Annotated in this window: 14 protein-coding genes, 1 tRNA gene and 2 pseudogenes; 1 reads left to right on the top strand and 16 read right to left on the bottom strand. The window is 33.8% G+C overall.

All coding sequences use genetic code 11. The annotated features are described in order from the left end of the window. Positions 1 to 55: 55 nt before the first annotated feature. Positions 56 to 226 carry a hypothetical protein gene (locus tag Q5O73_RS10660; protein ID WP_368076749.1) on the top strand — a complete coding sequence of 57 codons (171 nt, stop codon included), beginning with the start codon at positions 56 to 58 and terminating at the stop codon, positions 224 to 226. A 207-nt stretch (positions 227 to 433) separates the two neighbouring features. Here Q5O73_RS10660 and Q5O73_RS07535 read toward each other — a convergent pair whose 3' ends face one another. The 16 genes and pseudogenes from Q5O73_RS07535 to Q5O73_RS07460 all read right to left on the bottom strand — a co-directional run. Continuing rightward, on the bottom strand, positions 434 to 1690 hold the full coding sequence (locus Q5O73_RS07535; protein ID WP_118589186.1) for a sensor histidine kinase: 1257 nt from the start codon (positions 1688 to 1690) through the stop codon (positions 434 to 436). After that, positions 1678 to 2418: a LytTR family DNA-binding domain-containing protein gene (locus tag Q5O73_RS07530; RefSeq protein ID WP_158576800.1), complete on the bottom strand. Its 741-nt coding sequence runs from the start codon at positions 2416 to 2418 to the stop codon at positions 1678 to 1680. The genes Q5O73_RS07535 and Q5O73_RS07530 overlap by 13 nt, the downstream gene beginning before the upstream one ends. Before the next feature lie 23 nt (positions 2419 to 2441). Further along, entirely contained in the window at positions 2442 to 2789 is a 348-nt protein-coding gene (locus Q5O73_RS07525) for a helix-turn-helix domain-containing protein (RefSeq protein WP_021951979.1), read from the bottom strand. Positions 2790 to 2991: 202 nt separating this feature from the next. Next, positions 2992 to 4383, bottom strand: coding sequence for a sodium:alanine symporter family protein (locus Q5O73_RS07520; protein WP_302669381.1), 1392 nt, complete (start codon positions 4381 to 4383; stop codon positions 2992 to 2994). Between the two features lie 130 nt (positions 4384 to 4513). Continuing rightward, positions 4514 to 4957 carry a hypothetical protein gene (locus tag Q5O73_RS07515; RefSeq protein WP_021951981.1) on the bottom strand — a complete coding sequence of 148 codons (444 nt, stop codon included), beginning with the start codon at positions 4955 to 4957 and terminating at the stop codon, positions 4514 to 4516. Then, positions 4954 to 6476 (bottom strand): annotated as a pseudogene (locus Q5O73_RS07510) (DNA methylase). The gene Q5O73_RS07515 and the pseudogene Q5O73_RS07510 overlap by 4 nt, the downstream one beginning before the upstream one ends. Before the next feature lie 249 nt (positions 6477 to 6725). After that, entirely contained in the window at positions 6726 to 8219 is a 1494-nt protein-coding gene (locus Q5O73_RS07505) for a DUF1846 domain-containing protein (RefSeq protein WP_021951983.1), read from the bottom strand. Positions 8220 to 8442: 223 nt separating this feature from the next. Next, complete coding sequence (locus Q5O73_RS07500) at positions 8443 to 8607, bottom strand: hypothetical protein (protein WP_302624246.1); 165 nt, start codon at positions 8605 to 8607, stop codon at positions 8443 to 8445. A 109-nt stretch (positions 8608 to 8716) separates the two neighbouring features. Continuing rightward, positions 8717 to 8800: transfer RNA gene (locus Q5O73_RS07495), tRNA-Tyr, on the bottom strand. Between the two features lie 43 nt (positions 8801 to 8843). After that, positions 8844 to 9098, bottom strand: a complete 255-nt coding sequence (locus Q5O73_RS07490) for a helix-turn-helix transcriptional regulator (RefSeq protein ID WP_302669380.1) — start codon at positions 9096 to 9098, stop codon at positions 8844 to 8846. A gap of 129 nt (positions 9099 to 9227) precedes the next feature. Beyond that, the gene (locus Q5O73_RS07485) at positions 9228 to 9356 is read right to left on the bottom strand and encodes a hypothetical protein (RefSeq protein WP_302669379.1); all 129 of its coding nucleotides are present in this window, start codon (positions 9354 to 9356) and stop codon (positions 9228 to 9230) included. A gap of 137 nt (positions 9357 to 9493) precedes the next feature. Beyond that, entirely contained in the window at positions 9494 to 9670 is a 177-nt protein-coding gene (locus tag Q5O73_RS07480; protein ID WP_302669378.1) for a hypothetical protein, read from the bottom strand. 118 nt (positions 9671 to 9788) lie between these two features. After that, entirely contained in the window at positions 9789 to 10403 is a 615-nt protein-coding gene (locus tag Q5O73_RS07475; RefSeq protein ID WP_302669377.1) for a YesL family protein, read from the bottom strand. Between the two features lie 14 nt (positions 10404 to 10417). Continuing rightward, positions 10418 to 11446, bottom strand: a complete 1029-nt coding sequence (locus tag Q5O73_RS07470; RefSeq protein WP_302669376.1) for a LacI family DNA-binding transcriptional regulator — start codon at positions 11444 to 11446, stop codon at positions 10418 to 10420. Positions 11447 to 11569: 123 nt separating this feature from the next. Then, the gene (gene malQ, locus Q5O73_RS07465) at positions 11570 to 13060 is read right to left on the bottom strand and encodes a 4-alpha-glucanotransferase (RefSeq protein WP_302669375.1); all 1491 of its coding nucleotides are present in this window, start codon (positions 13058 to 13060) and stop codon (positions 11570 to 11572) included. A 24-nt stretch (positions 13061 to 13084) separates the two neighbouring features. Further along, positions 13085 to 13266, bottom strand: a pseudogene (locus Q5O73_RS07460) (carbohydrate ABC transporter permease); the annotation flags it as partial.

Raw genomic sequence — 13266 nt, 5'->3', positions numbered from 1 at the left:
ATACTACATTGGACCTGTTCCATCACCCTTTAGACCAAATCCGGATATATTGCTAATTAAACGCTGTAACATCAAATGTTTTCTCGTAATTCTTACTTTCATTATAATTGTTAGCATTTTCAATTCTAACAATGGGATAAAACCTTATCTTGTTGTTGGCTTTTGGACTATTACATTACATACATTACAATTGATTATAGCTAAAATACTTCGGAAAGGAGACTAAAAAATCATGAAAAAATTTGCTTATTCAAGAATTAACAAGCTTTGCAGTATGTTCTTAGCACTTGGAGTGCTTTCACATTTCCATGGAGTAAGCTTTTTCTTCTTTGGAGAACCTAAATACCCTTCAAAAGATAACTACACGCAAATATAAAATCTGCAAAAGGTGGCTCACCCTAATTACTACTCTTTGTAAGATGAACCACCTTATCTATTTTATAATGTTAAACACTATCCATTCCATGCTATTATCATTTTCAATATGCGTATACACATCGTATTTGTACTTTTGTTGTAATTCCATAAGTTTATTTAACCCTATTCCTCTTTCCCCTTCCTTTGTAGAATATCCCCTTTCAAAGAATTTTTGTATTTCGCTATTTAAAATATTTACAACGGGATTTTTAACCAATAAATTAATACCCTCAGCATCGCTTAACTCAAACACTATTTTCTTTGATACTTCCGTACTGGTAACTGCTTCAATTGCATTATCTAAAAGAATCCCGACAATATCAACTAAATCATATATTACTATTTCATTGCTATCTCTATATGAAATCTCATACTGAATCTCAATTCCATTGTTTTCGGCTTCAACAAATTTAGTATATATAAAACCTGCCAATATGGAATTTTTTGTGCAACTCAGAACTTTTGAAAATCTATTTTGATATAAAACATTATCACAATATTTCTTTTGTATTTCAATTAATTCTTCCATTGATTCTGCTTTTAAATGAGAGCTATAAATAGCATCAATTTGATTTTTAAAATCGTGCTGTTTGTTTCTCATTGTTTTAATCATTTCCTCAAACACACCATTATATAAATTAGTAATCTGAAGTTCCTGCTCTCGTCTATTTAGTTCATATGTTGATTTTTGCCAACGATATATAAAAATCAAGAACATCGTCATGAATATGCTAATCAAAACAAATATATCTATTTCAATTACTTCACTCTTTTTCAATGAATACATAAAGTAAACTAACACGATAACGCATAATGTCAAAGAAGTTTTCAATATCCAATCTCTTTTTGCAAATATTTCAACTACTGACATAAATATTTTATTATTTCTTGTAAAAAATAATATCAATAATATCGCTCCATTAATAAACATTATTATGAGACTTTCGTTTGGAGTTATGTAATAAAAAAAGCTAAATGGAATATAAACTAATATTTGTAAAGCCCCTATTATTAATGTTACCAGTAAGCATTTTAGAACTGTTCTTTTTACACTGTCTCCAAATTTTAAATAAGCGTATATAAAGTAAATTAAATAAATTACAAAATACATACCCTTAGAAACTATGCCTTCCTGTATCATTTGCATGAATGCCATTTCAATCCCAACAAATCCCACATTATAAACGTCTATTTTTAGTTTTTCTCCATTTAGGCTGTGCAGACATACTACAAGAGCGAGCATTTCAAATAGACGATATGTTATTTCGAGCATCTCTGAAGTCCCTCCAGAAAGCTTTGCTTAAGCCTGATTCCTATTTCCAGTTTTCCGTATCCGTCTCTCAGATATGCATACCTGTTTACTATATCCACACTTTCCACATAATCTGCGTTTACTATTGTATTTTTATTACATTTGAGAAATCTTTCAGAATTTAATTCCAACAAGGTATTTTTTGTAGATTTATATGGGGCATCCACTACCTCATCTTTACAATGGATATGTGAAGTATTATGGTCAATTTCAAAATATACGATATCTTCAACCTTTATTATGTAATGTACAAAGTCCTTCTTGTATTTGTAGTAGCGGTTTTCCTTCTTTTCAGTCTGAAACTTCAATGTTTCCTTTACTGTTTCCAAAAATTCATCATTATCATATGGCTTTTCAAAATACCTGTAACAATGTAGCTGTGCATATGCATACAAATTGGCGTCTTCTAATGCCGTTGTAAAAATAATCGGAGTAAATTTATACCTGTCTATTTTTCTTATACTCTCAACGAATTTAGTTCCGGCAATATCTCCCGGTATATTTGTGTTTAATATGATATCTACAATGAACAAATCGATGTGATATTCTAAAGCATAGCGATATGCCTGTTCGCTATTTTCAGCTTTATGAATAAATACCCCATCGATTCTATTAATCAGTGCACAGGCTTTATCCATACTGTGCATATTATCTTCTACTATCAATATTTGTTTGTCTGTTGATTGCATAAACATTTATCCCCTGTGTTAATTTATTTCTTTTTTCTTACATTTATATCATATTCCTGTTGAACCTTAAATGCACTTTTGGTTATTTCCAAATATATTTTTATCTTTTCATCTGCCGGTAGTCTGACAAAATCATATACATATTCCTGCTTGCCTTCTACCTTTCCCAAGAGAATATAATTTGGTGATGCATTGAATTTATCGTAAAGTATCTGCAATTGATTTGTAGTAACCTTGCTCTTACCGTATTCAATATTTTGATAATGCGTTGTGGAATGTATTCCCAGTATTTCCGCCATCTTCTCCTGGGATAATTGGTTCTCTTTTCTTACCGCGCGAATGCGCTGTCCGATTTCTCTATCTGTATTCATTTCTGCACCTTAGTTTATATTAATATCCCAATACCTACTTTGTCAATTTTAATATTTTTACTATCGTCATTCCACATTTATATGAGTGTTATTAACACTGTATTACAGTGTGTTTTTTCAAAAAAAAATATAAAGGCCTTTTGTTACCTTTATATTTTTTCATTACACTTATGATGTTTTATTGTCAAACATAATATGTACTTTACTTTCCTTCTTTTGCAAAGTATTCTTTTACAAGTTTTACCACAACTCCTGATAATAGGAAAACTGCAATAAGGTTTGGTATTGCCATCAATCCATTAAAGGTTTCGGCTATGCTCCAAAGAAGTCCCAAATCCATTGTAGCTCCCACAATGGCAACTAAAGAGTATACCAGCATAAAAGGCTTGTTTACCTTTGAGCCAAACAAGAATTCGATACATCTTGCGCCATACAGTCCCCAGCCTACAATGGTCGAAAATGCGAAACAACACATTGCCACCGCAGTAAAAATTGAAACCCAGCTACCGTATGTTGAGGTAAATCCTGAGATTGTAAGCTCTGCTCCTGCTGCGCTTCCAAAGTTAATAGGCACTTCACTACATAAAATAACCAGCGCTGTCAGGGTACATATAACAATAGTATCCACAAACACCTCAAATATTCCAAAGAATCCCTGCTTTACCGGCTTTCTTGTATCAGCACATGCATGGGCAATAGAACCTGTTCCCAATCCTGCCTCGTTGGAAAAAATTCCTCTTGAAACACCTTTTTTCATGCTCATAAAAAAGCTTCCAACTGCACCACCTGTTACAGATGCCGGATTAAAGGCTCCCTCTATTATTAATGAAAAAACCGAAGGAATATTTTGTATGTTTAATGCAATTACACCTATTGCAAATACAATATATAAAAGTGCCATAAAAGGGACCAATTTTTCAGTTACCTGACCTATTCTCTTAATTCCTCCTAAAAGAATCATTGCCAATAAAACAGCTAAAATTATTCCAATTATAAGATTTACTGTTTTTGCACTATCTCCTGACATTATTCCATAATTTTCAAGAGCTGAATCTATGGCAGTTGTAATTGTATTTACCTGAGTTGCATTTCCGGTACCAAATACTGTCAGAACACCAAATATTGAAAACAGATACGCCAACCAGTGCCAATGCTTCTTTAATCCGTTTTTTATATAATACATTGGGCCACCAACTAATTCACCCTTTTCATTTTTTTCTCTAAAATGTACTGCAAGGGTTACTTCAGAAAATTTGGTACACATTCCAAGTATTGCAGAAATCCACATCCAGAAAACTGCTCCCGGTCCACCTATTGCAATGGCTCCTGCCACTCCTGCAATATTCCCCGTTCCCACTGTAGCTGCCAATGCCGTACACACAGCCTGAAACGGTGTCATTGCACCATCTGCCGCCTCTTTCTTTTTGAACATCCTACCGATGGTAACTTTCATTGCATAAGGGAATTTTCTGATTTGTATAAATTTTGTTCTAAAACTCAAAACCAGTCCCACTCCAATAATACATATCATTGCCGGGACACCCCATATAAAATCATTAACTGCTGAGTTTATACTTTCAATAACTGATGTCATTTCACTTAATCCTTTCGCCTTTGTATCACCCACGATATTATTTAAAAAAAGCACGCATAACTGCTTGATTATACCATAAAAAAGTAAAAACTCCAATGCAGCTAACTATTTTAAATATCTCATAAATATATTAAATTTCCAATTTTATAAACTTTTTCATAATATCCACATCAATTATATCCTCAATATTAATAATCATCCCCTCACTCATAATTATCTTATGCTCATATATATTAATTTTCTTTACTTTTCCTGTGATTTTCCTATATTCTCCACCTGCTTTTTTCACATCAGGCACAAAATATGTAAAAGTCACAGTTATATCTTTGTCTATATTATTTTTTATAAATTGTAATTTCTCATTTATTCTTATTTTTTCATCTTCATCTAATTCCAGTTTTTTCTCTGTGAGACGTGCCGACTCATTAATTTCCTCTTCGTGACCTGTAAGAGCTGCAAAAGGCGAGAACTGGGCAGCCCTGTCATGTAAAGACATCCTGGGATGTGTCTTAGACACATGGTGAGGTAAATTAATAATATCATTGTAATTGTCATCCTTAGAATCGTTAATCATGCCTTATGACCTCCAATCTGAGCATTCCTATCCTTTGCTGTAGCTCCTTTTTCTAAATTCATACCTTTAAGTACCGCATTTTTGCCAAATCGTTTTTTTATGTCAATCATGGCTTTTTGCATATTCTTTTCTCTCTGTAAACTCTCCTTTTCCTTAGCATTTTCCTTACCTAATTCATTGTAATCCGTAAAGAAATCCAGTTGCTTAAACTGATTGTTTTCCTTTATTGAATCCTCCCATACAACCTTATTTGCCGTTATATTTATTCTTCTTATAAGTAGGCTTTTATCAACGGTTTCATCATATGCTTTCGTTACAGCTTCCATAATAATTCTGGTGGATGAGGTCTGATAATCAAGATTAATGGTTACGTGAGCATGTTTAGGTATTCTTCTTCCATAACGGTCTATAGTTATTTCTCCCTGATATTTCCCACGTTTTTTTGAATTAAGATTCTCAATATCATATCCTACAGTTAAAACCAGCTGATTGGTGACAAGTTTTTTATCCACCAAATCCAGTACCAACGCATCTGTCATTTCTTTTACAACCAACCTTGCCTTATAAAAATCATAAGGGCATTGCAATACCTGACCTGAACCCAAGCTATTGGTTTCCGGTCTGTATGCTTTAATATCAGCTATGGTACAGGGTTCGTACCCCCATGCGTGATCTATGAGCAATTCAGCATTTATTCCTAAAAGTTTATAAAGTAAATCTTCATTATGATATTCATTCTGTTCTCCCAGAGAACATCTGGCTATATCCCCCATAGTAAACAAACCATTTTCTTCTAACTTTTTGGCATATCCTCTCCCAACTCTCCAAAAATCCGTCAATGGTTTGTGATTCCACAACAACCTGCGGTACGCCATTTCATCAAGCTCAGCTATACGGACACCATCCTGATTGGGCTCTGTGTGTTTTGCAACTATATCCATGGCAATCTTACACAAATACATATTAGTGCCTATGCCTGCCGTCGCCGTAATTCCTGTTGTATTTAACCATCACGAACTACCATGCTTGCAAATTCCTTAGCAGTCATCTTATAAGTGTTAAGGTATGATGTAACATCCATAAACACCTCATCCACAGAATATACATGCACATCTTCCGGTGCAACATACTTCAAATATATATCATATATACGTGTACTGTATTCCATGTAAAGCGACATTCTGGGAGTTGCCACTACATAATCTAACTTAAGGGCAGGATTCCTCCTAAGTTCCAAATCATCATAAGATTCTCCCTGAAATTCTCCACCCGGAGCCTTTCTTTTACGCACCTGATTAACCTGTCTTACCTTCTGTACCACCTCAAAAAGTCGTGCTCTGCCGGGAATACCATATGCCTTAAGAGAAGGTGAAACTGCAAGGCAAATAGTTTTCTCTGTTCTACTAATATCTGCCACTACAAGATTAGTAGTCAATGGGTCTAAATTTCTCTCATTGCATTCCACAGATGCATAGAATGATTTTAAATCTATGGCTATATATGTTCTATTCTGTGACATTTTCCCTCTCCTTAATTTAAATTGCGCCTCATATCTCGAACATTTGTTCTAATACTATGATAGCATATTTTTTATAAAAGTCAACTTGGAATATATTGTTAAAAGTTATTTTCTTGATTTAATATATTTATTTATGGTCATAAATGTAAATGTTACTATTTTTTTAATGTATATTTATACTGTATTATTTAATTAACGTCAAAAGAGCCCTCCACACCACAGTGCGAAGGGTTCTTCCCATTTCAAACATTAATTCTTATGATACATTCTTTCATCTTCTTCATATTTCGGTTCGCAGGTAAGCTGGATTCCCAACTTTTTAAAAATCTGCTCATCAACTGATGAAAGTAAAACTGTTGAATGTGCATCGCATCCCTTTAATAATGGAAGTTTCTTCATTGCTTTCATGGCAATTTCATTATTTGCCGCTGTAGCTGATAATGCCGTAAGCACCTCATCAGTATGAAGTCTTGGGTTTTTGCTTCCAAGGTAATTTATCTTCAAATCCTGTATCGGGTCAATTGCCTTAGGGTCAATAAGTTTTACTTCTTTATCTATGCCTGCCAAAACTTTTAAAGCATTTATCAAAGCTGAAGAAGCCGCACCAAGAAGCTCACTTGTGCCTCCTGAAACAATAGTTCCGTCTCTTAACTCAATAGCCATTGCCGGATTTCCATTTTCATTCTTCTCCCTTTCAAGAGCAACAATTGTAACTTTTCTGTCTTCCACAGTTATTTCTGCCTGCTTCATTAAAAGTTCTAACTTACATATGTCATCTTTTGTTGTGCCGTTACGTCTCTTTTCGCAAAGGCACTTGTAGTATCTTCTGATAATCTCCTGTTTTGAAGCTTCACGACATGCCTCATCATCTATAATGCAGTTTCCTGCCATATTTACACCCATTTCTGTTGGTGACTTGTAAGGACTTTTCCCAAAAATAAGTTCAAACATTGCATTTACAACAGGGAAAATTTCGCAGTCTCTATTGTAATTTACAACCGCTTCGCCACGGGCTTCTAAGTGGAATGGGTCAATCATATTTACATCATTTAAATCTGCTGTTGCAGCCTCATATGCCAGATTAACCGGATGTTTAAGAGGAATATTCCAAATAGGAAATGTCTCATATTTGGCATACCCTGCATCTACACCTCTTTTATGTTCATGATACAACTGTGAAAGGCAAACTGCCATCTTTCCGCTTCCCGGCCCCGGTGCAGTAACTACAACCAGTGGTCTTTCTGTTTCGATATATTCATTTTTTCCGTAACCTTCATCACTGACAATAAACTCTACATCACTTGGATATCCTGGAATTTTGTAGTGTTTATATGACTTAATGTTCATGGAATCAAGCCTTTTAATAAACAGGTTGGCTGACGGCTGCTCTGCAAATTTTGTAAGGCACACACTTCCTACAAACAATCCCACTGACTGAAATTCATCAATAAGTCTTAAAACATCCATATCATAAGTAATTCCGTAATCTCCACGTACCTTATTGTTTTCAATGTCTTCCGCACTAATTGCTATAACGATTTCTGCCTGATCCTTAAGCTGTAAAAGCATCTGAAGCTTTGAGTCCGGCTCAAATCCCGGCAAAACTCTTGAAGCATGGAAATCATCAAATAACTTTCCACCAAACTCCAAATATAGCTTGTTTCCAAACTGGGCAATTCTTTCCTTAATATGTTCTGACTGCATTGTCAGATATTTCTCATTATCAAAACCTTTTTTAAACATTTTACTTAACCTCTTTTGTTATGCAAATTAAATCCACCCGTAATTTTATCATATTTAGATGGCTTTTTGAACCATAATATATTTTCTTTTATCGCAGACTTTTTTCCTTCACCCCCAAAAAAAGAGATGTTGCCCTCTGCTAACACCTCTTCACCAATTTTTGCTTATTCTGTTTATTGTCCCTACAGCAATTTACACCTTTTCGTCCCCTTAACATCCCCTTCTACAATCTGATACTGTTTGGATTTCTGTGAATCCTTTCTCTTTGTGCAATCTGCTTACTGTCTTTTCCCTGCACATTTTTTTCCTGGCATGCTGATATTACTCCCACAAAAAAACACATTGTACCTTTAGGAATCAAAAATGCCTGAGAGTCCAACATTCGCATACAGCAACTCGTCATCCTTTTTATTCCCTATCTTTTTAATAGGAATAATTGTACATATATTAAATATGTTTGTCAATCATTTGCCTGACCTGATTGTTTTTTTTCCTAGTGGGCAGGGTTGGACTCGAACCAACGATGTTTCTAATGTAACGGATTTACAGTCCGCTGTCTTCGCCGCTAGACTTACCTGCCCATAATAAGTCCCTTAGGACTCACTCTTTTTAGTACATAATATTTCATGCACCTATTGATATATTTAATTTATTATCTGTGACAATAATGTCATCAATGAGAACGTTAAAAACTGCTGCTAATACAATTAAATTATCCAATGTTGGCATTGCCGCACCATTTTGCCATTTGTATATTGCATTAGGAGTTGCAAATCCCAATATATTCTGTAACTCCTTAACAGATAATCCTGACTGTTTTCGTAAATTCATAATTCTTATTCCTGTTCCCACTGTATCTATAATAGGTAATATACACATCTTTTTTTCCTCCACTTATACTTATTGATTCATTTGCCAGTAGTAATAAAAAAACCGCCTATCTTCTCAAAAAGATAAGCGGTGAATTAAATTCTAATTATGATTTTGTCTTAATGACATCTATAATTATCATGTTGATTTTTGCTTTTTGCTTACCATTTTCGAGAGCACATTAACAAGACTCTGTCCGTATACCTGAACGAGCTTGTAATCTTCATAATAATAGTTATGGCTGTTAGCAAATTTTAACTCAAACATGATCTCTTTTCCTTTCCCGATGGATTATCCACCGCATTTAACATTCTCTGTAGTTCATACTTTAACATATATTGTTTAATTTGTCATTCTTCCGGTAGTAGAAAGTATAAATTTCATTAATAGAATTTAATTAATATTTATTTATCCTTAATACTTACTTTTTTACCTGAAAATGCTATTCCCGTTTTCAGAATATTATAAATTCCTTCTTCTTTTAGTTCTGAATCATAAAAGCTGACAGATTTATCCATATATTCTGCTATTGCAGTTTGCTCCTGTCTGAAATCTCCTTTGTATACTATGCAGACTGCCACTATAAACAGAAAGCATATTCCCCATGTTACAGGCTCGCAAATACATATACATAAGGATGGGCTAGATTATGATAAAAACTTTAAGGAGTGCCTTGGCAGCACTCCCAATGATTATCTGTCACATATACTTCTTAAAGATATGATTGAATATATAGGAATTTAAATATGCTAATACGGCAAATCCAATAAACAACATTACATATACGACACTTCCCGCTGTCTTTCCCAGCAGAACAATCAATATAATTGGCAATAACGTTATAAGCAATATTATCAAAGTCCATGGAAAATGACCTATTCCCATAAGTAATGCATTTTTAAGTGTGTTCTTTACAGTATTTTCAAATGTACTTTGAAGTGCCATGGCGTATAAAAAAATGAACAGAATGGTAAGTGCTGCTGCAAGCATTAATCCTTTAAGTGCTGTTGTCATTACTGTTTTTTTAAGACTATTTATTATATATAAATCTATCGTAGGAATCATTGCTGCTACTAATAATATAATCCACATAACCGTTGACTGTCTAAAATTCTCCTTGAACAATTGAAAAAAATTTCTAAAAATATAACCTTCTCTGTTCCCTGCCATCTTTTTAGTCACTCCGTAAAGTGCCGTTGTTGAAGCACCTATAGTAATTATAGGCAACGAGCACAAAACAAATATCAAATTTAAAATTACCAAATCTGCTATTTTTGATACCACTTCATAAAATTTACTATCTATTCCAAACACTTTTTTCTTCCTCTCTATACTTCTTTTACGGAATCTCTTTCTAAAAGTTCAGCTTGGAAAATCAACTGTTTCTTTTCATCTTTTCCATTTATAAGATTCATTAACAGTTCTATTGATGATTTTACCATCTGTTCACATGGCTGCTTCATTGTGGAAAGTGATGGATGAAAATATTTTGACATTTCAATCCCATCGAACCCTAAAACAGAATAGTCATCAGGTATTTTCCACCCTGCTTCTGAAATAGCTTTGTACGCACCAAATGCTGTTAAGTCAGAAATAGCATAAAGTGCAGAAAATTCCTCTTTAGACTGTAACAATTCCTTTGTAACCTGATAACCATTAGCTACTGAGTATTCAGGAATGTCATCTTTCATATATCTTATAAGATTTTTGTTAACTTCAATTCCATTATCTGCTAAAGCTTCTCTGTAACCTTTCAATCGAAGACCACCAACTGCCTGATCACCCCTTTTGCCTGAAATTATAGCAATCTTCTTGTGACCCTTCTTGCAAAGATAATCTACTGCCTTGTAACTTTCTTTTTCGTCATCAATAGAGACTGAAGAACAGTTTCTTTTAGGAGCCATCATATTAACCGCAACAGTACATAACACATATGGCACACCTATTTCTTCTAATCTTGTATCAAGATAGTCCATCTGACCTCCAAGGAAAATCAAACCTTTAAGTCTTTTTTCTTTGGCAAGCTGTACTGCTACACTTACCTCATCCTGATCTTCCCCTACAGCTTGAAGTAAAAACGTATACTCTAATTTTTTTAATTCTTCTTCAAAACTTTTCAACATTCCCTGAAAGAATTGATTATCTATACCTTTAATTAAAAGTGCTATCGTATTAGATTCTGTCATTTTTAAATTTCTTGCACTATTATTAGGCACGTAATTATATTCTTTTATAACTTTTAAAATTCTTTTTCTGGTATTCTGATTAATACCCGGATCATCATTAATTGCTCGAGAGACAGTGCTAATTCCAACACCACATATTTTCGCTATGTCTTTTATTGTTAAATTTGCCATGTCTTCCCCCCTTTCATCTAAAAGTACTAAAATTTTTTAATTCCACAATTTGGTATTTTATCATATACATATCATTATGTAAAAAACTGCGAAATTTTTTCGCAGCTTTTTATCATTTTATTTCTATCCTCTGCCATAAAGAACTGTTAGTTCTTTAATAGTAGCTGATAATTTTTTAGTTATCTGTCCGGATTTTACTCTCCAACACCAATTTCCGCCTAAAGTTGAAGGATGATTCATTCTGGCTTTATTGTCCAAATGAAGATAATCCTGTAACGAAATAATACATGTATTGGCTGTTGATGCCTGAGCCATACGAATAACTTCGTCAACCAGCTCATCTTTATCATCAGTTTTTCTGCCAATATATTTTTGGACCATCTCAACCTCTTCCGGTCCAATGCTACCTAACCATCCCTTTAGTGTTTCATTGTCATGAGTTCCTGTATATACTACACAATTCTTATTATAATTGTATGGTAAATACTCTCTTGGACCTGAAGAATCTCTGCTATCAAATGCAAACTCAAGAACTTTCATATTAGGGAATCCTGAATCATTAACTAGCTGTCTTACTGAATCAGTTATATAACCTAAGTCTTCAGCTATAATGTTAACATTACCTAAACAATATTTTATAGCATTAAATAAATCTATTCCCGGTCCTTTTTCCCAGTGTCCATTAGTTGCATCCTCATCCCTAGCAGGTATTGAATAATATTCATCAAAACCTCTAAAATGATCAATTCTTACAACATCATATAGCTGAACACTTCGCTCTATTCTTTTTATCCACCAATCATAGTTGGTCTGTTTATGATAATCCCATTTGTATAATGGATTTCCCCACAACTGGCCTGTTGCTGAAAAGCCATCAGGAGGACATCCTGCAACTGCTATAGTTTTTCCTTTGTCATCTATTTGGAATAACTCAGGGTGTGACCACACATCTGCACTATCATAAGCTACATATATTGGAATATCTCCAATAATTTTCACACCATTATCATTGGCATATTTTTTTAATTTGTACCATTGCCTATAGAATTCATACTGAACAAATTCATAAAATTCTATTTCTTCCTTTAGCTCATTCTGATAATACTCCATTGAGTATCCCCATCTGAGTTTTATGTCTTCTGCCCAGTTGTCAAAGCTTTGGCCTTTAAATCTTTCCTTTATAGCCATAAACATTGCATAATCATTTAACCAATATTGGTTTTCATCTTTAAACTTTTTAAATTCTTCCCTTTCACGGATATTACTTCTTTTGTACGCTTTTTTCAAAAGTTTAAATCTGCCATTATACAACTTTTCATAATCTACTTTGTCAATTTTGTCACCAAAATCCACCTTGTCACATTCTTTTTCTGTTAACAGTCCCTGCTCAATCAGCTCTTCTAAACTTATAAAGTATGGATTCCCTGCATAAGTTGAAAATGACTGATAAGGAGAATCTCCGTAACTTGTTGGTCCTATAGGTAGAATTTGCCAGTATTGCTGTTTGGAATCTTTCAAAAAATCTACAAATTTATATGCTTCTTCAGAAAAACTTCCTATGCCATATTTTCCCGGCAAACTGGAAACAGGTAATAAAATTCCACTAGCCCTCATAGTCCCTCCTAATATTATATCTTATTAACCTTTTACTGCTCCTGCAGCTACACCCTTAATAATATGCTTCTGACATGTTAAGTAGAAGAATATTACAGGTATAATACTTAAAATGATAAGTGCCATTATTGCACCTAAATCTACTGAGCCGTAGCTTCCCTGTAAGTACTGAATATGAATTGGAATAGTTCTGTACTGATCAAGAT

Source organism: Eubacterium sp. AF15-50, from assembly GCF_934835595.1.
Lineage (GTDB): Bacteria > Bacillota > Clostridia > Lachnospirales > Lachnospiraceae > Eubacterium_G > Eubacterium_G segne.
This window is presented reverse-complemented; position numbering and strand designations above follow the sequence as displayed.

Coding starts and splice junctions, on each gene's coding strand:
- Q5O73_RS07535 (WP_118589186.1), bottom strand. CDS start 1,690: ATGCTCGAAATAACATATCGTCTATTTGAAATGCTCGCTCTTGTAGTA.
- Q5O73_RS07530 (WP_158576800.1), bottom strand. CDS start 2,418: ATGCAATCAACAGACAAACAAATATTGATAGTAGAAGATAATATGCAC.
- Q5O73_RS07525 (WP_021951979.1), bottom strand. CDS start 2,789: ATGAATACAGATAGAGAAATCGGACAGCGCATTCGCGCGGTAAGAAAA.
- Q5O73_RS07520 (WP_302669381.1), bottom strand. CDS start 4,383: ATGACATCAGTTATTGAAAGTATAAACTCAGCAGTTAATGATTTTATA.
- Q5O73_RS07515 (WP_021951981.1), bottom strand. CDS start 4,957: ATGATTAACGATTCTAAGGATGACAATTACAATGATATTATTAATTTA.
- Q5O73_RS07505 (WP_021951983.1), bottom strand. CDS start 8,219: ATGTTTAAAAAAGGTTTTGATAATGAGAAATATCTGACAATGCAGTCA.
- Q5O73_RS07500 (WP_302624246.1), bottom strand. CDS start 8,607: ATGCGAATGTTGGACTCTCAGGCATTTTTGATTCCTAAAGGTACAATG.
- Q5O73_RS07490 (WP_302669380.1), bottom strand. CDS start 9,098: ATGTGTATATTACCTATTATAGATACAGTGGGAACAGGAATAAGAATT.
- Q5O73_RS07485 (WP_302669379.1), bottom strand. CDS start 9,356: ATGTTTGAGTTAAAATTTGCTAACAGCCATAACTATTATTATGAAGAT.
- Q5O73_RS07470 (WP_302669376.1), bottom strand. CDS start 11,446: ATGGCAAATTTAACAATAAAAGACATAGCGAAAATATGTGGTGTTGGA.
- malQ (WP_302669375.1), bottom strand. CDS start 13,060: ATGAGGGCTAGTGGAATTTTATTACCTGTTTCCAGTTTGCCGGGAAAA.